General features: G+C 65.4%; 17 protein-coding genes and 2 tRNA genes. 10 read left to right on the top strand and 9 right to left on the bottom strand.

The genetic code is table 11. The features are described 5' to 3' along the window. Window positions 1–263, top strand: a 263-nt coding sequence (locus MMB92_RS11280) for a transposase (RefSeq protein ID WP_143282561.1), incomplete at its 5' end; no start/stop codon positions are given. A gap of 117 nt (window positions 264–380) precedes the next feature. On the opposite strand, the gene MMB92_RS11275 is transcribed toward MMB92_RS11280, so the two are convergent. The 4 genes from MMB92_RS11275 to MMB92_RS11260 form a co-directional block, all read right to left on the bottom strand. Beyond that, window positions 381–953 carry a hypothetical protein gene (locus MMB92_RS11275; protein WP_043205777.1) on the bottom strand — a complete coding sequence of 191 codons (573 nt, stop codon included), beginning with the start codon at window positions 951–953 and terminating at the stop codon, window positions 381–383. A 24-nt stretch (window positions 954–977) separates the two neighbouring features. Then, window positions 978–1,355 carry a DUF3592 domain-containing protein gene (locus MMB92_RS11270; RefSeq protein WP_012492498.1) on the bottom strand — a complete coding sequence of 126 codons (378 nt, stop codon included), beginning with the start codon at window positions 1,353–1,355 and terminating at the stop codon, window positions 978–980. A 599-nt stretch (window positions 1,356–1,954) separates the two neighbouring features. Next, window positions 1,955–2,031 (bottom strand) — tRNA-Arg (locus MMB92_RS11265). Window positions 2,032–2,211: 180 nt separating this feature from the next. Beyond that, window positions 2,212–3,042, bottom strand: a complete 831-nt coding sequence (locus tag MMB92_RS11260) for an undecaprenyl-diphosphate phosphatase (RefSeq protein ID WP_006490581.1) — start codon at window positions 3,040–3,042, stop codon at window positions 2,212–2,214. A gap of 479 nt (window positions 3,043–3,521) precedes the next feature. On the opposite strand from MMB92_RS11260, the gene MMB92_RS11255 reads away from it, so the two are divergent. From MMB92_RS11255 to MMB92_RS11235, 5 genes are all read left to right on the top strand, one after another. Beyond that, window positions 3,522–4,433, top strand: a complete 912-nt coding sequence (locus MMB92_RS11255) for an aldose epimerase (protein WP_062884628.1) — start codon at window positions 3,522–3,524, stop codon at window positions 4,431–4,433. A 132-nt stretch (window positions 4,434–4,565) separates the two neighbouring features. After that, a complete protein-coding gene (locus tag MMB92_RS11250) occupies window positions 4,566–5,258 on the top strand; it encodes a peptidoglycan DD-metalloendopeptidase family protein (RefSeq protein WP_006490610.1) in 693 nt (230 codons plus the stop codon). Window positions 5,259–5,626: 368 nt separating this feature from the next. After that, a complete protein-coding gene (locus MMB92_RS11245; RefSeq protein WP_196445960.1) occupies window positions 5,627–7,246 on the top strand; it encodes an acyl-CoA synthetase in 1,620 nt (539 codons plus the stop codon). 72 nt (window positions 7,247–7,318) lie between these two features. After that, the gene (locus MMB92_RS11240) at window positions 7,319–7,642 is read left to right on the top strand and encodes a DUF2288 domain-containing protein (protein WP_084750117.1); all 324 of its coding nucleotides are present in this window, start codon (window positions 7,319–7,321) and stop codon (window positions 7,640–7,642) included. A gap of 10 nt (window positions 7,643–7,652) precedes the next feature. Then, the gene (locus MMB92_RS11235) at window positions 7,653–9,032 is read left to right on the top strand and encodes an MATE family efflux transporter (protein ID WP_080331317.1); all 1,380 of its coding nucleotides are present in this window, start codon (window positions 7,653–7,655) and stop codon (window positions 9,030–9,032) included. 19 nt (window positions 9,033–9,051) lie between these two features. On the opposite strand, the gene MMB92_RS11230 is transcribed toward MMB92_RS11235, so the two are convergent. Further along, window positions 9,052–9,234: a hypothetical protein gene (locus MMB92_RS11230; RefSeq protein WP_006490588.1), complete on the bottom strand. Its 183-nt coding sequence runs from the start codon at window positions 9,232–9,234 to the stop codon at window positions 9,052–9,054. Between the two features lie 136 nt (window positions 9,235–9,370). On the opposite strand from MMB92_RS11230, the gene MMB92_RS11225 reads away from it, so the two are divergent. Continuing rightward, window positions 9,371–9,541, top strand: coding sequence for a hypothetical protein (locus MMB92_RS11225; RefSeq protein ID WP_006476323.1), 171 nt, complete (start codon window positions 9,371–9,373; stop codon window positions 9,539–9,541). 207 nt (window positions 9,542–9,748) lie between these two features. Here the strand turns inward: MMB92_RS11225 and MMB92_RS11220 are convergent, their stop codons facing one another. Together MMB92_RS11220 and sixA are read right to left on the bottom strand one after the other, a co-directional pair. Beyond that, a complete protein-coding gene (locus MMB92_RS11220; RefSeq protein WP_006490555.1) occupies window positions 9,749–10,555 on the bottom strand; it encodes a GNAT family N-acyltransferase in 807 nt (268 codons plus the stop codon). Window positions 10,556–10,726: 171 nt separating this feature from the next. Continuing rightward, window positions 10,727–11,188: a phosphohistidine phosphatase SixA gene (sixA, locus tag MMB92_RS11215; protein WP_062910843.1), complete on the bottom strand. Its 462-nt coding sequence runs from the start codon at window positions 11,186–11,188 to the stop codon at window positions 10,727–10,729. A gap of 161 nt (window positions 11,189–11,349) precedes the next feature. Here sixA and MMB92_RS11210 point away from each other — a divergent pair. Together MMB92_RS11210 and MMB92_RS11205 are read left to right on the top strand one after the other, a co-directional pair. Further along, window positions 11,350–11,426, top strand: a tRNA-Pro gene (locus MMB92_RS11210). 217 nt (window positions 11,427–11,643) lie between these two features. Then, the gene (locus tag MMB92_RS11205) at window positions 11,644–12,084 is read left to right on the top strand and encodes a hypothetical protein (RefSeq protein WP_034200760.1); all 441 of its coding nucleotides are present in this window, start codon (window positions 11,644–11,646) and stop codon (window positions 12,082–12,084) included. A 106-nt stretch (window positions 12,085–12,190) separates the two neighbouring features. Here the strand turns inward: MMB92_RS11205 and ppx are convergent, their stop codons facing one another. Further along, a complete protein-coding gene (gene ppx / locus MMB92_RS11200; RefSeq protein WP_006490522.1) occupies window positions 12,191–13,705 on the bottom strand; it encodes an exopolyphosphatase in 1,515 nt (504 codons plus the stop codon). Window positions 13,706–13,984: 279 nt separating this feature from the next. Between ppx and ppk1 the strand changes: the two genes are divergently transcribed. After that, a complete protein-coding gene (gene ppk1, locus MMB92_RS11195; protein ID WP_006490552.1) occupies window positions 13,985–16,048 on the top strand; it encodes a polyphosphate kinase 1 in 2,064 nt (687 codons plus the stop codon). Between the two features lie 87 nt (window positions 16,049–16,135). Here ppk1 and phoR read toward each other — a convergent pair whose 3' ends face one another. After that, window positions 16,136–17,455, bottom strand: a complete 1,320-nt coding sequence (gene phoR, locus MMB92_RS11190) for a phosphate regulon sensor histidine kinase PhoR (protein ID WP_006490622.1) — start codon at window positions 17,453–17,455, stop codon at window positions 16,136–16,138. Window positions 17,456–17,474 lie beyond the last annotated feature (19 nt).

The following is a 17,474-nucleotide window of genomic DNA, read 5'->3' as shown; positions in this document are numbered from 1 at the left end:
CTCCCATTGCTTGCGATTCCGGCTTACGTAATGGGCGACGACGGGTTCAAGGTGGCCGCTTCGCGATCCGTCGCGTGCTGTACATGGCTACATTGACTGCCACACGCTACAACCCCGCCATCAGAGCTTTCTATCAACGCCTGAAGGCCGCCGGCAAACTGTCCAAGGTCGCGCTGGTTGCCTGCATGCGCAAGCTCCTAACCATGCTCAATGCCATGGTCAAAACCAACACGCCTTGGGACGATTCACTTCATCGGGCTTGACTCGGAAGACGGTTACTCAGTCAAACAGCTACGTTCAACTCGTCGTGTTGTCGGCCGAGAGCGGCAAGGAGCTGTTGCGATGCGCGCCACGCCCTGGGACACAACCGCTGGTATAGGTCAGTGGAGATAGCCAGCCAGAATCCCCCCACCCACACCAGCTTGAAAGCCAGCCGTTCGACCGTGCATATATAGCAGCGCCGGAGCATTCGCAACGGCGTCCGCCAAAATCATCGACATGGCCGGGCTTGTCAAGCCCAACGCAAGCATTGCCGGATTGATGCCCAACAGCATCACAGTCGCTCCCTGTGCGACAACCACCCCACCGTAACCGTCGAGATAAACGGTTCCGCCTTGCAAATCCGACCGCGTAAGTTCACTGCCCTTGAATGCACTGGTCATGTAAACGGTCCCATGACTCGGGAAATCATACGTCGAGCCAGCAGCACTTGCATCATGGCTACCGAAGTTCGGCAATTTCAATTCTGGGATTGTGAACCTCGGCAATTTGATTTTCGGAATCCTGGCGCCCCAGCCGTAACCAATACCCACACCACCGTAGTAGAAGCTTTGCGAATGTTTCTGTGGATCAGTGAGAATGATATTCCCCCCCGTCGCAACTACGATGTCAACGCTCACCCCACCGCCCGCGCCAGTGTCATATTTCCACTTGCTCTTTCGAAGATACGACATACGCCCTCTCTCTTCTGCTTCTCGTTATGTTCGTGACGGCAGATTCATAATCCCGCACACGATTGCAACCGCACCCATGAAGGCAAAAACAATCGTCGAATCCCAGATCGCGGCGAAGACATTCATCGTTGCGCTGCCATCAGGATCGTCGGCCTGGTACCGCACCTCGACTCGCTGACCGAGCTCCACTTTCGTGACAATCCCGCCTTGCGGATACGAAATCTGCTGTCCTGTCTTGGTGGTGAATTGAATCTCGGGATGGTATCCGCCAGCATTGAGCTTAACGACGAGGCCCGGTACCACAATCGATGTTCGAAGAAATTCTCTAGTCGACTGTGCGCTGATTGCAGCAGCGACAAGAAGGCCCACCCCAATCACAATGGCACTGATGCCCTTAAACATGACGCCCTCGTTTACATTCCCTACAATTATTCGGGTGCTCCATGCTGATCGTATCAGCCTGCCAAATTCTAAAACATCCTCACCTGGACGCCAGACTGTCCGGCTGGTGCGCTATCAGGCCTTCGGCAAGTGGCGCGCTTGCGAATGGTCTCCGAGATCGAGGATGGGTTGTGTTCATTTCGGGAGCCGTAAGTTGGTTTGGAATTGGGCAAGCAGCGCTCCACTACAAATCGTGGCAAGTGGTGCCCTTCGCCTGCCTAACCGGTATCGGCCTTGCGATGTGCATAGCCGTATTTAGGCCAGACCCAAGACGGGACACTGTGTTTTATGGCATCCGACGTGACGCCCGGAAATCGTTCTGGCAGCGAAAGCGCAATGACATCCTCGCTAAATTGATAGCGGCCGTCATGGGCGCAGTACAGGGCGTTGGAGGAACACTGCTAACCCAAGCGCTCAACAGATGATGACGCGGCCTCCGGCAAAGTATCGGGCGGTCATCGGGTGGAATTCATTCACACTCCATTCACACCGAACGGCGAAGGGAGCCAACTTGACAGCAGTCGCTCGCGTGACTAAGTGACTGAATAAGCGAAGAATCCTGGCCCGCCCTACACGATTCGAACGTGTGACCTACGGCTTAGAAGGCCGTTGCTCTATCCAACTGAGCTAAGGGCGGTTAAAGAGAAAAGACACGGTCTGACACGGGCCGCATTCGGCATCGGGTTTGAGTCACGAAGCAGCAGCGACGCCGCCCCAAACAACTCGAAACCCCGAAACAAAACGGGCCCGGCACGAAGCCGAGCCCGAAATTATACCCGATCATCGCGCCAGATCACGGAGACCGGCGCTCGCAGCATCAAACCGGCTGCGGATGCAGCATGAACCAGCCGAGGCAGAACACGCCGGCGATCACGCAATACACGCCGAACGACGCGAGCCGGCCGCGCCCCTCGAAATAGCGCATCAGGAATCGCACGCTCAGGTACGCGGCGATCGCCGTCAGCACGCCGCCGAGCAGCGCATCGGCGAGCTGGTCGCGCGCATGGAACAGCTTCGGCAATTCGAGCACGCCCGCGGCAAAGATGATCGGCGTGCCGAGCAGGAACGAGAATTCCGCCGCCTTCTCCGCCGTCAGCCCGGCCGCGTTGCCGGCGATCATCGTCAGCCCGCTGCGCGAGAAGCCCGGAATCAGCGCGCCGATCTGCGCGAGGCCCACGAAGAACGCCTGCTTGAACGTCATCTTCTCGGGCGGTTGATGGGCGCGGCTGCGCTGGATGCGATCGCCGAGCCACAGCAACACGCCGTTGACGATCAACGCAATCGCGACGATCCGCAGATCATGAAACACGCGCTCGATGCGCTTTTCCAGCAGCAGGCCGACGATGCCGGTCGGGATCGTACCGATGATCAGCGCCCACATCAGGTGCCCGTCGTCGTTCTTGCGGCCGCCGAGCTGCGCGAAGAAACCGCCGATCAGTGCGATCCAGCGCGCGCGGAAGTACCACAGCAGCGCCAGCGCGGTGCCGAGGTGGAGCGCGACGAGGAAGGGCAGCAGTTGCGGCGCATGCTTGTCGATGTGCATGCCGAACAGCGCCGGCACGAGCAGCGTATGGCCGAGGCTGCTGACGGGGAAGAGTTCGGTGACGCCCTGCAGGACGCTCAGGAATACCAGAAACCAGAGGCTCACGCGTCGGTCCTTTTAGTAAAGATTAAGCGGGAAGGAAGGCGGACGACGCGATGCGCGTCCTGAAAAACGCGCCCCGATTATGCCGAGCCAGGATTACTGCGCCAAGGCATTTGGCAGGATATTGCGGCAATGCACACAAACACTTGCAATTTGTAAGCGCGCAGAAAGCAAAAAGCCCGCCATTTGCATGGCGGGCTTGTCCACTTCGGCAGGAATTGCCGTCAGCGGCCGAGCTGATAGAAAAATAATACCGTGCTGCCGGTAAACATGCCGAACAGTGCGATACCCATTGCCATTGCCAGATCCATGGCCCCCTCCACGAAGTGTCATGACCCGGCAACATCACCGGTTTAGAGGCATTATCCAGACCGTCGACAGTGTTAAAAACTCGCAATTTCCCGAGAAGGGTTTTCCCCGAGCGGTCGCGGCCCGATAATGGAACGCACGTTGCTCCCCTCACCCGCCCAACCCGATTCGCCATGCCGATCTTCCAGCAACACGACATTCACGAACTTCACGCCGGCCCGTCGCTCGTCCGGGTCGCCCCGCAATTCGGTGGCCGCCTGCTGTCCTGGCACGTCGATGGCGAACCGGTGATCTTCTGGCCGGAAACCGCCGACTGGAGCAACCTCGCCCGCGTGCGCGGCGGCAATCCGCTGCTGTTCCCGTTCCTCGGCCGCCACCGCGTCGACGGCGAACTCGGCCGCTGGCGCGACGCCGCCGGCGTGGTTCGCGACCTGCCGATGCACGGTTTCGCGCGCGATCTGCCGTTCGACGCGCAGCCGTCGGCCGACGGCGCCGCGTTGTCGATGACGCTCGACGCGAACGACACGCTGCGCGCGAGCTATCCGTTCGATTTCCGGTTCGAAACGACCTACCGCCTGGCGGACGCCCATACGCTGGAAGTCGCGCTGACGACGACCAATCGCGGCGACACGCCGCTGCCCTACTACGCCGGCCACCATTTCTATTTCGCGCTGCCGCACGGCGAGCGGGCCGACACCCGCCTCGAGTTGCCACCGACCCGCCGTTGCCACCAGCGCGCGGACGGCTCGATCAGCCCGCTCGAACCGGGCGAGGTCCGTTACCGCCTCGACGATCCGGAGATCCTCGACCGCTTCCACTGCCTCGACGGCGAGCCGTCCGCACCGGTGCGCATCGTGATGCCGGGCCGCCGCCGCACGATCGAGATCGCACTCGACGTGCCGGGCTCGATCCCGTGGTACGCGGTCACGACGTGGACCGAAAAGCCGGATTCGGACTTCTATTGCGTCGAGCCGTGGCTCGGCCTGCCCGATGCGATCCACAACGGCCGCGGCCTGCGCATGCTCGCGCCGGGCGCGACTGAAACGGCCACGCTGCGGATCCGTGTCGCCCCGCTCGCCGGCTGATTCGACACGCACCGAACCGGGGCACGGCGGCCCCGGTAGCGACCGAAACTGCGGTGCGCGGGTCGAACCCGTTAAAATCGGACGTTTTGTGTTGCCTGCCGCGTCACGCGCGGCAGGGTTTTGCGAGGTTCAATGTTCGGAACAACAACGAAGCGACTCTTCGCAGCCGCCTGCGCCGCCCTGCTCGTCGCGTGCGGCTCCGCGCCCGTCGGCCCCGGGTTCTATCGCGTCGAGCGTGGCGACACGCTCTACAAGATCGCGCGCGACAACCGCACGTCGGTACAGAGCATCGTGCGCTGGAACCAGATGACGAACCCCGATGCGATCGAAGTCGGCCAGGTGCTGCGCGTCGCGCCGCCGCCCGGCACGACCACCGCATCGACCACCGGCACCGGCAGCGCGGGCCGCGCACGCCCGGCCCCTTCCGCGCCGGTCGAATCGGCCGTGAAGCCGGCCACGAGCATTGCGCTGATCTGGCCGGCGGCCGGCAACGTGGTACGCACGTTCGACGGCTCGAAATCGAAGGGCATCGACATCGCGAATTCGCCGGGCACGCCGGTCGTCGCGGCCGCGCCGGGTGTCGTCGTCTATGCCGGTAACGGGCTGCGCGGCTACGGCAATCTGATCATCCTGAAGCACAACGCCGATTACCTGACGGCCTACGCGCACAACCGCGCGCTGCTGGTGAAGGAAGGCCAATCGGTCACGCAAGGGCAATCGATCGCCGAGATGGGCAACAGCGACAGCGATCGTGTCGCGCTGCATTTCGAGCTGCGCTATGGCGGCCGCTCGATCGATCCGTCACGCTACCTGCCGGCGCGTTGAGCGCACGACAGACGGCGCGCGATGCCGGCACGCATCGCGTGCCGTCGCGGCGAAAACGGAAAAAAGTCGCGTCAGCGCTTGCGCAGACGTCCGGTGACACGGCCGGACAACGGATCGACATGACGAGCAAACGCCACCAGCACACCGATTCCGATCAGGCTGAACCCCGCAGCTATCAGAAGCAAATCCATGGTCACACCACTGTTTTGTCTTGATCTTATGCGTCATTGTGAAATCGTGCACTGAGGCTCGCCTACTGGACGAGTCCGAACATTCCCTATCAGCAAACACCATTGTGGATTCGTCTGCGTGAAATCCTGATGTAAGCCGCTCACCGGACGCCCCGCTCGACATCAGGAGACCACGCGATGCTGCCCGCCGCCGACCGCTACGATCACCTCCTCGCCCGCTTCCGGTGGGACCTTCCGGCGCGCTACAACATCGGCGTGGACGTGTGCGACAAATGGGCCGACGGCAGCGGACGCCTCGCGCTGATCCACGAAACGGCGCAAGGCGACGTTTCGCGCCTCACGTTCGACGACCTGAGGAATGCTTCTAACCGGCTCGCGAACAGCTTCGCGCGTGCCGGCCTGCGGCGCGGCGACCGGATCGGCATCTTTCTCGCGCAAGGGCCCGAAACGGCCATCGCGCACCTCGCCGCGTACAAATTCGGCGCGATCGCGGTACCGCTCTTCACGCTGTTCGGCGTCGACGCGCTCGAGTACCGGCTCGCGAACAGCGAGGCAGCCGCGCTCGTCACCGACGCGGCCGGCTACGCGAAGATCGCGCCGCTGCGCGCGCAACTGCCGGCGCTGCATACCGTCTACTGCATCGGCGACGATGCGCCCGACGTGCCGGGCGTGTGGCGCTACGACGCGGCGCTCGCCGCCGAAGCGCCGGATTTCGTGCCGGTGGATACGGCCGCCGACGATCCGGCCGTGATCATCTACACGTCCGGCACGACCGGCAAGCCGAAGGGCGCGCTGCATGCGCATCGCGTGCTGCTCGGCCACCTGCCCGGCGTCGAGATGTCGCAGCAGTGCTTCCCGCGCGACGCGCGCCTGTTCTGGACGCCCGCCGACTGGGCATGGATCGGCGGGCTGCTCGACGTGCTGCTGCCGTCATGGCATCACGGCGTGCCGGTGCTCGCGCACCGCTTCGAGAAATTCGACGGCGACGCGGCATTCGCGCTGATGGCGCGGCACGGCGTCACTCACGCGTTCCTGCCGCCCACCGCGCTGAAGCTGATGCGCGCGGTCACGGCGCCACGCGAACGTTACGCGCTGTCGCTGAAATCGGTCGCGAGCGGCGGCGAATCGCTGGGCACCGAACTGACGGCGTGGGGCCGCGACGCGCTCGGCGTGACGATCAACGAGTTCTACGGGCAAACCGAGTGCAACATGGTGCTGTCGTCATGCGCGGCGCTGTTCGATGCGCAGCCCGGCGCGATCGGCAAGGCGGTGCCCGGTCATGCGGTCGCGATCGTCGATGCGGACGGCACGCCGCTGCCGCCCGGCGTCGAAGGCCGCATCGCGGTGCGCCGCCCCGACCCGGTGATGTTTCTCGAATACTGGCGCAACCCCGACGCGACGCGCGACAAGTTCGCGGGCGACTACCTGCTCACCGGCGATACGGGCACGATCGACGCCGACGGCTTCGTGCGCTTCGTCGGCCGCGACGACGACGTGATCACAAGCGCCGGTTACCGGATCGGCCCCGGCCCGATCGAGGACTGCCTGCTCACGCATCCGGCGGTGCGGATGGCGGCCGTCGTCGGCGTGCCCGACGCGACGCGTACCGAGATCGTCAAGGCATTCGTCGTGCTGAACCCCGGCCACGTCGGCGACGCAGCGCTCGTCAGCACACTGCAGGCCCACGTGCGCACGCGGCTCGCCGCGCACGAGTATCCGCGCGCGATCGCGTTCGTCGACAGCCTGCCGATGACCGCGACCGGCAAGATCGTGCGGCGCGCGCTGCGCGACGCGTGAGCGCACTGTCCCCGCTCGGCCCGCCCGGCCGGATGGTTTATAGTGGCGCCACGCAGTCTTTCCAAGAAACCGATGTCCTCTGATCAACACGCCGCCGCGGGCGCGTCGCACAGCCCGCTCTACGCCAAACTCCTCGGCGAAACCGCCAAGATCGACTGGTGCGATCTCGAGCGCTTCTTCGCGCAGGGCAAGCTGCTGTCCGTTGCGCGCGACCTCGATCTCGTCAGCGTCGCGGAAGCGGTCGCCAGCGACGACACCGAACAGGTCACGCGCTGGCTGTCGTCCGGCCTCGTCGCGCCCATGCCGGCCGAGACCGCCGCCGACTACGCGGCGCGCAATCCGGAGCTGTGGGCGGTCGTCGTCTCGCCGTGGGTCTGCGTGCAGGAACGCGCCTGACGCGTCCACCATGTCCGAATCCGCCTTACCGCACGGGGCCGGTAGCGCGTCGGCCGCCGTCACGCATCGGCGCGTCCTCGCGCTCGCGTTCCCGATCGTCCTCGCGAACCTGACGCAACCGATCCTCGGCGCCGTCGACACGGCCGTCGCCGGCCACCTCGACGGCGCGCAATATCTCGGCGGCGTCGCGCTCGGCGGGCTGTTCTTCAATTTCGTGTTCTGGGGCTTCGGCTTCCTGCGGATGGGGACGACCGGCCTCGTCGCGCAGGCGCATGGCGCCGGCGACGCCGCCGGGATCCGCCTGAACCTGCTGCGCGCGCTGATCGTCGCATTCGCGCTCGGCGCCGCGGTGCTTGCGCTGCAGGTGCCGCTGCTGTCGTTCGCGCTGTCCGCGCTCGGCGGCAGCGAGGCCGTCCGCGCGACGGCGCTCGGGTACAGCCACGCACGGATCTGGAGCGCCCCGTTCGCGCTCGCGAACTACGTGGTGCTCGGCTACCTGCTCGGCATGCAGCGCGTCCGACTCGCGCTCGTCGCGCAGGTGTTCATCAATGCGGTGAACATCGGTGCCGTGCTGCTCTATGTGTATGGTTTCGGCTGGGGGATCGCCGGCATCGGCGCCGCGACCGCCACCGCGGACGCGTGCGGCTTCGCGCTCGGTGCATGGATGCTGTGGCGGCTGCGGCCGCGCGGCCTCGCACCGCTCGCGGTACGCGCGCTTGCCGACCGTGCGGCGCTCAAGCGGCTGATCGCGCTCAATCGCGACATCTTCCTGCGCACGCTGTGCCTGCTCGGCGCCTTCGGATGGTTCGCGCATCTCGGCGCACAACAAGGCGACGCGACGCTCGCCGCGAATGCGCTCTTGCTGAATTTCCAGACCTTCATGGCGTACGGCCTCGACGGCTTCGCGCATGCGGCCGAGGCGCTCGTCGGCGCGGCGGCCGGCGCGCGCGATCGCCGCGCATTCCGGCAAGCCGTGCGCGTCACGCTGTTCTGGTCGGCACTCGGCGCGCTGCTGTTCGCGCTCGTTTATTGGGCCGCAGGCGGCTGGATCGTCGCGCGCCTGACCGATCAGGCCGAGATCCGCGCCGTCGCACTGCGCTACCTGCCGTGGGCCGCGATCTCGCCGATCGTGTCGGTCTGGGGTTTCCTGCTCGACGGCGTGTTCATCGGCGCCACGCAGACGCAATCGCTGATGCGCGCGATGGTCGCGTCGTTGTCGATCTTCGTCGCGGCCACGCTCGCCGCCGTCGGCACGTTCGGCAATCACGGCCTGTGGTTCGCGCTGCTGCTGTTCATGGCGGCGCGCGGCGCGACGCTCGCGCGCTATCTGCCGGCGCTGTTGCGGCGAGTCGGCGCCGACCCGCAGGCCACATCGGCAGCCCGCGCGTGACAGCGGCCCCGGCCGACCGTTACTGCGACTGCACGGGTTTCGGCGACGGCGCGTCGAGCATCGACGGCGGCGTCATGTCGGTCGGCACGCCGTGATAGTCGGCCGGATCTTCCGGCGGGTGGCCGCGGCGCGCTTGACGGGGATCGCTGCTGCAAGCGGCAAGGAGGGATGCGGCCAGCACGGCCAGCACGAAACGAGTCATCAGGTAGGGCTCCGGAAAACGGCGCGCCGAACGCACGCCGAGACCGCGCCGAGTCTAGCGGAAATCGGGTTTCGGGGTTGCGCCGCGCATGTCCTACTATGTACGCATGGCGCTGTGCCGTTGAAAGGAGGCTGCCATGTCGTCTGAAGAAATTGCGGGCCTGATCGGCCTGTTCATCGGTCTGATGGTGCTCGTCGCGCTGTCGTACTTCGAGTCGCGCGAATACAAGCGCAGCCATGAAGGCGAAGGGATGATCCACCACTGGATGGCGGAACACCACCTGCTCGACTGGCGGCGCAAGCACTGAGCGCGTCGCTGCCGTCCGGCCCGTCCCCGGGGCCGGCGCGAACGTGCCGCTCGGCGGCACGGTGATCGCCGCATGTCGCCGAAATTATCGGGGCCCGATACACACACATCGACCGGATACACGAACGCCGTCGCGTGACGTCTGCCACGCGACGGCGTTCGCTTGCGCGCAGCGCGCCCTCAGAGGGCGCGATGCGATTCGGACCGCTCAGCCCAGGAAGTGGCGGGCGTAGCGCGCGTTGATGTCCGACAGGCGGAACAGCGTCAGGAAATCCGCGCAGTTGAAGTCGGGATCCCAGGCCGGTGCGCCGCAAATCTTCGCGCCAAGACGCAGATAACCCTTGATCAGCGGCGGCGGCGCAACGACGGTGCCCGTCTGCAGTTCGTCGACCGGCAGGGCCGTGTGCGGGAACGCGCGATACTCGGGCGCAGTCAGTGAGCCGGCCGACAGCGACTGGTACAGGTTCGCCGCGTAGTGGCCGCCGTCGGCCATCGACACGCTCGCGCAGCCGAGCATCGTCTCGTAGCCGTTCTGCATCATGTACGCGCCCAGCCCGCCCCACAGCGCCATGATGACGGCGCCGCTGCGATAGTCGCTGTGCACGCACGAGCGGCCGACCTCGACCATCTTGCCGCGCAGGTGCGTGAGGCGCGACAGGTCGAATTCGCCTTCGGCGTACAGGCGGCCGACCCGCGCCGCCTGGTGCGGCGGCAGCACGCGGTACGTGCCGACGACTTTCAGCGTGTCGAGATCGCGGACCAGCAGGTGGTCGCAATACGCGTCGAACGGATCGACGTCGAGACCGGACGGGCCGCTGACCTGCGCGCCCATCTCTTCGGCGAACACGCTGAAGCGCAGGCGCTGGGCTTCGCGCAATTCGTCTTCCGTGCGCGCCCATGCGGCGCGCAGGCGATACTCGGATGTGACGGTTTCACTGGCGCGCGGCAGGTGGCGCCGCGACGTGTCGAGGGGCAGCGAGGCAAAGGGGAGCGTAGGCGTCGGCAGTTCTCGCATTAGGCTTTCCTGATCGTAAGGAATAGGACGACATGCCCGCCAATGTAGTAATCGGCCGTGACCGTTATGTGGCACGACCGTGTCCTTTCAATGACGTGTCGCCGAATTGACTTTAGCAGAAAGCTTGCGAAACCGTATGATCAATCCCTTCAAACCTATTCAGACGGGGCTTTACACCAGTTCGGGCGTCAGTACCGCCCGCAGCACGGCCTGCCGGTTGCCGTCGCGCGTGCGGCTCGCCAGCCACACGATTCCGCCCTTCTTGACGCTCCAGCTGTCGTCGCTGCCGGCGACCAGCTGCGCGGCGACGCTGCCGAGCGTCGGCTGGTGGCCGACGATCACGACCGTCGGCGCGATGCCTTCCGGCCAGCCGGCCGCCGTCAGCACGTCGTCGACGCCGCCGCCCGGCGCGAGCGCGTCGACGGTCCGGTACTGGTCGGTCAGCGCCTCCACGGTCTGCACGGTGCGCGCCGCCGGGCTCGCGAGAATCACGGTATTCGTCTCGAGCCGCCCGCGCAGCCATTTGGCCATCGCCTGCGCGTCCTTGCGGCCGCGCACGGTCAACTGGCGCGCGAGATCGCTCGTTGCGTAATCTTCGGCTTCGGCGTGACGCCACAGGATCAGGTTCATCATGATGTTCTCCTTGCTTCGGCGAGCGCCCGCGCGCGCATGCGTACGGGCCGGCCGATCGTCCCGTGAATTGTCGCAAATCGCGGACCGCTCGCCGCCGCGGCATTTACCCGCATATCGTGATTGACCGAATCGGCCATTCGACGTTATTATCTTTGGCTCGTCGGAGCGTAGCGCAGCCTGGTAGCGCATCTGATTTGGGATCAGAGGGTCGAAGGTTCGAATCCTTTCGCTCCGACCACAGGAATCAAGGGGTTACGGTTGAACACCGTAGCCCCTTTTCCGTTTACGGGCGCTTTTTACCGGCCCTGGAATCGCCTACCCATTTCCCGCAGCGCGCGGCGGCCCGGGTACGGGCCCGCCACCACGTCGATGCGCCCGCGCATCCGCCGTCAAGCCCGCGCACGAAACTTGCTGGAACACGCGATAATACGTGTGAAACAACCCGGCAACCGCGCATGAAAAACAACGTTCTCAAGCCAGCCCTCTGCGCGTCGCTGCTCATGCTCGCGACCACCGCCGCCGGCACCGCGTCGGCGAAAGCGCTCGACGACGCGCTCGACTGCCATTCGACCGGCCACAAGTTCGTCGCACCGTTGCTCGCCGCCGGCGACATCCAGTCGGAGCCGATGCACGTCGAATCGAACTCGGTCAATGCGTTCCGCACGAACCACCCGCTGACGGCCTACGGCTTCGGCGTCTATGTCGTGCTCGGCTACCAGGCGAACGACCCGATCTTCCGTCCGGGCGACGGCACGCCGATCGGCGACTGGGCCTACGGCGTCGTCGTACGCGGCACGAAGGGCTCGGTCGAGGAAGCCGTGCGCAAGGCCGGCAGCGACGCCACCGTCAAGCAGGCATTCCCGTTCCTGACCGCGATCGTCTGCTCGTCGGACTGAGCGGGCCGCCAGCACGAGCGTGCGGCCGCGCCGAACGGATGGCGCAGCATACCGCCCACCCGGCTCGTGGCATCCCGAAACACCTTCCGGGCCCGCTATCGCCCCGTCACGCGCCGGTATACACCACGCGATACGGGATACCGACCTTCTCCCACTCCGCCGCCTCCTGGCTGAGGCTGTAGTCGGTCAACGGGTTCTGCTCGACCCACGCGTTCGGCAGGCGCACCTCATAACCGCCCTTCTTCATCTGCGAGACGGAAATATCGGGGAGCCCCGCATCGGTCCGGCGCCGGCACAGCAGCGCCGCGAGCCGCAGGCAGAACAGCAGCGGCCACTCGACCTCACGCGACTGCGACAGCTTGCCGAGCTTGCCCGCATGGCCGAGCACGAGCGCGGCGAGCCGGGCCTGGTCGGTGCGCGAAAAACCCGGCATGTCCGCATTGCTCGCGATATAGGCCGAATGCTTGTGATACGCGCTGTGCGAGATCGACAGGCCGATCTCGTGCAACGCAGCCGCCCAGCCGAGGAACATCCGCCCTTCCTCGCGCGCTTCCTCGTCGTCTTCCTCGAGCTCGTCGTAGAAACGCGCCGCGAGCGCCCCGATCCGCTCGGCCTGCGCGCGATCGACGCCGTAGCGGCGCGTGAAACCCTCGACGGTCACCGCACGCATGTCCTCGTGCTGCGTCCGGCCGAGCAGGTCGTACAGCACGCCGAGGCGCAGCGCGCCGTCGGTCGTGTCGACGTAGTCGACGCCGAGTTCCTCGAACACCGCCAGCATGATCGCTAGGCCACCCGCGAGCACCGGCACGCGGTCGGGCTTCAGCGCGATCAGCTTCAGCCGGTTGACGTTCTCCGACTTGATCAGCGCGCGCTTCAGCCGCTCGAGCCCGCCGCGCGAAATGCCGTGCGTGATGCCCGGATCGTTGAAGCCGTTCGCCTCGACGAGTTCCGCGAGCGCGCGCGCGGTGCCGGACGAGCCGATCGCCTGGTCCCAGCCGGCCTTCTTGTACTCGCTCGAAATAATCTGGATCTCGCGCTTGGCCGCGAGTTCGGCCTGCCGCATCGTGTACTCGTCGACGTTGCCGGCCGGGAAGAACGTGCGGCTATGGCTCACGCAGCCGATATAGAGGCTCTCCATCACGATCGGCGTGTAGTGCGAGCCGATGATGAATTCGGTCGAGCCGCCGCCGATGTCGACGACGAGCCGCTTGCCGGCGCTCGCCGGCACCGAGTGCGCGGCGCCCGCATAGATGAGGCGCGCCTCTTCGCGGCCCGCGATCACTTCGATCGGGAACCCGAGCGCCGCCTCGGCCTCGCCGAGAAATTCCGCGGCGTTCTTCGCGACACGCAGCGTGTTGGTCGCCACCGCGCGCACATGATCGGGATGAAAATCGCGCAGGCGCTCGCCGAACCGCTTGAGCGCCTCCCAGCCACGCTCCTGCGACGCGCGGTCGAGCATCTTGTCGCTCGACAGGCCCGCGGCCAGCCGGACCGGCTCGCGCAGCGCGTCGACCGGATAGATCTGGCTGCCTGCCGGCGTTTCCTCGACGCGCCCGACGATCAGCCGGAAGCTGTTCGAGCCGAGATCCACGGCAGCCAGCAAGTGGGGAGTTGTAACCATCAGAAGGGGGCTCCGTGCGCGTTCTTCCGCGGCAGCCGTTCCGGCAACCGAGGGCGATCAATCAAAGGCGACATTTTAAGCGTGGAACGCTTGCCGTTGCCACGCTTCACGGGCATGCACACTGCTCGATTCCATATAGCCGAAACATTTATGCGACGAAAGGGTTACGGCGTAGAATTTCCCGATATAAAACCATTATTGTCATCAGCACGTCATCGTACCGTGAGAGTTTCCGAGCGTCCTTTCGAATCATCGCCTGAATTACCCCCTACTCTGCCGATGTCCGTCCGTTACCCGCTTCTCAATCGTGAACTCGGCATCCTCGGTTTCAACGAGCGCGTGCTGGCCCAGGCGGCCGATCCGCAAGTCCCGTTGCTCGAGCGCCTGCGCTTCATCTGCATCACCAGCAGCAACCTCGACGAATTCTTCGAAGTCCGGATGGCCGGCCTGCAGGAGCAGATCCGCGACAACCCCGGCGCGCTGACGCCCGACGGCATGTCGTTACAGCACGCTTACGATCTCGTCGTCGAACGCGCGCAGCGGCTCGTCCATCGACAGTACACGATGCTGCACGAAACCGTGCTGCCCGCGCTCGAACAGGAAGGCATCTACTTCCACGCGAGCGACACGTGGAACGACGAGCAGCTCGAATGGGCGCGACACTACTTCCTCGACGAGCTGCTGCCCGTGCTGACGCCGATCGGCCTCGATCCGGCGCACCCGTTCCCGCGCGTGCTGAACAAGAGCCTGAACTTCGTCGTCGAGCTCGAAGGCCGCGACGCGTTCGGCCGCCAGGCCGTGATGGGCATCGTGCAGGCGCCGCGCGCGCTGCCGCGCGTGGTGCGCATGCCGCACGCGCTGTCGGGTTTCGAGCACGGCTTCGTGCTGCTGAGCTCGTTCATGCAGCGCTTCGTCGGCGAACTGTTCCCGCAACTCGTCGTGAAGAGCTGCAACCAGTTCCGCATCACGCGCAACAGCGAGCTGTTCGTCGACGAAGACGAAATCACCAACCTGCGTGTCGCGCTGCAGGGCGAGCTGCCCGCGCGCCACCTCGGCAACGCGGTACGCCTCGAAGTATCGGCGGACACGCCGCTGCACATCGTGCGACGCCTGCTCGAGGAAAGCGAACTCGGCGACAAGGACTGCTATCGCGTGGCCGGGTCCGTGAACCTCGTGCGCCTGATGCAGATTCCCGATCTCGTCGATCGACCCGACCTGAAGTTCACGCCGTTCACCGCGTCGACTCCCGCGGCAATCGCCAACGCGCCGACGATGTTCGATGCGATCGACGCCGGCGACCTCCTGCTGCACCACCCGTACGAGAGCTTCCAGCCGGTGCTCGAGCTGCTGCAGCAGGCCGCGAAGGATCCGAGCGTCGTCGCGATCAAGCAGACGATCTACCGCACCGGCACCGACTCGCCGCTGATGGACGCGCTGATGGAAGCCGCGCGCAACGGCAAGGAAGTGACCGTCGTCGTCGAGCTGCTCGCGCGCTTCGACGAGGAAACCAACATCAACTGGGCGTCGCAGCTCGAAGCCGTCGGCGCGCATGTCGTGTACGGCGTGGTCGGCCACAAGTGCCACGCGAAGATGATGCTGATCGTGCGGCGCGTCGTGCAGGCCGGCAAGGCATCGCTGCGCCGCTACGTGCACCTCGGCACCGGCAACTACCATCCGCGCACCGCGCGCCTCTACACCGACTTCGGGCTGATGACGGCTGACCAGAAGATCTGCGAGGACGTTCATCACGTGTTCCAGCAACTGACCGGCATCGGCGGCGAACTGACGCTGCACGAGCTGTGGCAGTCGCCGTTCACGCTGCATCCGCGCATCATCGATTCGATTCGCGCGGAGATCGACAACGCGCAGGCCGGCAAGCGCGCGCGCATCGTCGCGAAAATGAACGCGCTGCTCGAGCCATCGGTGATCGCTGCGTTGTACGAAGCGTCGCAGGCCGGCGTCAAGGTCGACCTGATCGTGCGCGGCGTCTGCGCGCTGAAGCCCGGCGTGCCGGGGCTGTCGGAAAACATCACGGTGCGCTCGATCGTCGGCCGCTTCCTCGAACACCACCGGATCTACTATTTCCACGCAGGCGGCGCCGAGGACGTCTACCTGTCGAGTGCCGACTGGATGGACCGCAACCTGTTCCGCCGCGTCGAAGTCGCGTTCCCGATCCGCGATCGCAAGCTCAAGCGGCGCGTGATCGCCGAGGGGCTGTCGGTGTGCCTCGGCGACAACCAGTCGGCATGGCAGATGCACAGCGACGGCCACTATCGCCGGCGCCGCGCGGGCAAGACGATTCGCAACGCGCAACTCGGGCTGCTCGCGAAGTTCTGTTCGTGAGCCGTCGGTGCGATGCGGGCGACGTACCGCATCGCCATGAAAAAAGCAGCCCGCGGGCTGCTTTTTTAACGCCGGAACGCGACGCGATCATGCTTCGTAGGCGGCCGGCCGGATCGCGATGATGCGCGAGCCCGGGAACCGCGCGGTGAACGTACTGCCGCGCCCTTCCTCGCTCTGCACGTACAGATGCGCATCGTGCCGCTGCAGCACGTGCTTGACGATCGCGAGGCCGAGGCCCGTGCCGCCCGTGTCGCGCGAACGGCTGCGATCGACGCGGTAGAAGCGTTCGGTGAGCCGCGGCAGGTCGGCGGCCGGAATCCCGAAGCCGCTGTCCGTGACGGAAAACACGCCCTGCGCGCCCTCGCGCCGCCACGACACGACGATCTTGCCGCCGTCCGGCGTATAGCGGATCGCGTTCGTGACGAGATTCGCGAACGCGCTGAACAATTCCGTCTGCGCACCGGTGACACCGAGCGTCTCGTCGATCGAGAACGCGATGTCGTGATGCCCGCTCGACAGCGTCTGCGCATCCTCCTTCAGATGGTCGAACACCGCACGCATGTCGATCGCGTGATCGACCGGCGGCTTGCTCTCGCCTTCCAGCTTCGCGAGCACCAGCAGGTCGGTCACGATGTGCCGCATCCGCGACGCCTGCTGCTCCATCATGTCGAGATAGCGCGCGCGGTCCTCCTCGTTCAGCGGCAGCTCGCGCATCGTCTCCAGGAAGCCCGACAGCACGGTGAGCGGCGTCTTCAGCTCGTGCGACACATTCGCGACGAAGTCACGCCGCATCGCGTCGGTACGCTCGAGCTCGGTGATGTCCTGCGTGAGCAGCAGCTTGCGGTTCTCGCCGTACGGAAACACCTGCACGGCCAGCACGTTCTGCCGCGAGTCGCCCATGCCGCGCATCAACAGCGTCTCGTCGTAATGCTGCGCGTTCAGGTAGCGGACGAAATCGGGATGGCGCACCAGGTTCGTGATGTGCTGGCGCAGGTCGCGCTTCGCATCGAGGCCGAAATGGACTTCGGCGATCGCGTTGCACCACTCGATCTGGTCGTGGTCGTCGAGCATCGCGACGCCGTTCGGCGACGCCTGGATCGCCTGGATGAAGCGCGAATGCTGCTGTTCGACCTGCCGCACCTGCGCATGCCACTGTTTCGCGAGCTTGTGCAGCCGGTAGTAGATCTCGCCCCAGATGCCCGGCGCGCTCGGCACTTCGCCGTAGACCGGCGCATCGAGCAGGCGCCACAGACGCTGCGTATGGAAGGTGCTGAAAAAGCCCTGCGCGACCAGCATCACGACCACGAACACGAGGCCCGCGGTCGGGCCGGCGAAGACGCCGACCAATACGCCGATCAGCACGAGCAGCACGAGCGACACCAGGAAGCGCGCCCAGATGATGTTCATGATTCAGCGTCCGAAAGAA

This window comes from Burkholderia sp. IO2, assembly GCF_029522185.1.
Classification (GTDB): domain Bacteria; phylum Pseudomonadota; class Gammaproteobacteria; order Burkholderiales; family Burkholderiaceae; genus Burkholderia; species Burkholderia cenocepacia.
Note: the sequence above shows the minus strand (reverse complement) of the source record. Positions and strands in the feature narration are given on the sequence as shown.

Coding starts and splice junctions, on each gene's coding strand:
- MMB92_RS11275 (WP_043205777.1), bottom strand. CDS start 953: ATGTCGTATCTTCGAAAGAGCAAGTGGAAATATGACACTGGCGCGGGC.
- MMB92_RS11270 (WP_012492498.1), bottom strand. CDS start 1,355: ATGTTTAAGGGCATCAGTGCCATTGTGATTGGGGTGGGCCTTCTTGTC.
- MMB92_RS11255 (WP_062884628.1), top strand. CDS start 3,522: ATGCCGATCTTCCAGCAACACGACATTCACGAACTTCACGCCGGCCCG.
- MMB92_RS11250 (WP_006490610.1), top strand. CDS start 4,566: ATGTTCGGAACAACAACGAAGCGACTCTTCGCAGCCGCCTGCGCCGCC.
- MMB92_RS11245 (WP_196445960.1), top strand. CDS start 5,627: ATGCTGCCCGCCGCCGACCGCTACGATCACCTCCTCGCCCGCTTCCGG.
- MMB92_RS11240 (WP_084750117.1), top strand. CDS start 7,319: ATGTCCTCTGATCAACACGCCGCCGCGGGCGCGTCGCACAGCCCGCTC.
- MMB92_RS11235 (WP_080331317.1), top strand. CDS start 7,653: ATGTCCGAATCCGCCTTACCGCACGGGGCCGGTAGCGCGTCGGCCGCC.
- MMB92_RS11230 (WP_006490588.1), bottom strand. CDS start 9,234: ATGACTCGTTTCGTGCTGGCCGTGCTGGCCGCATCCCTCCTTGCCGCT.
- MMB92_RS11225 (WP_006476323.1), top strand. CDS start 9,371: ATGTCGTCTGAAGAAATTGCGGGCCTGATCGGCCTGTTCATCGGTCTG.
- MMB92_RS11220 (WP_006490555.1), bottom strand. CDS start 10,555: ATGCGAGAACTGCCGACGCCTACGCTCCCCTTTGCCTCGCTGCCCCTC.
- sixA (WP_062910843.1), bottom strand. CDS start 11,188: ATGATGAACCTGATCCTGTGGCGTCACGCCGAAGCCGAAGATTACGCA.
- MMB92_RS11205 (WP_034200760.1), top strand. CDS start 11,644: ATGAAAAACAACGTTCTCAAGCCAGCCCTCTGCGCGTCGCTGCTCATG.
- ppx (WP_006490522.1), bottom strand. CDS start 13,705: ATGGTTACAACTCCCCACTTGCTGGCTGCCGTGGATCTCGGCTCGAAC.
- ppk1 (WP_006490552.1), top strand. CDS start 13,985: ATGTCCGTCCGTTACCCGCTTCTCAATCGTGAACTCGGCATCCTCGGT.
- phoR (WP_006490622.1), bottom strand. CDS start 17,455: ATGAACATCATCTGGGCGCGCTTCCTGGTGTCGCTCGTGCTGCTCGTG.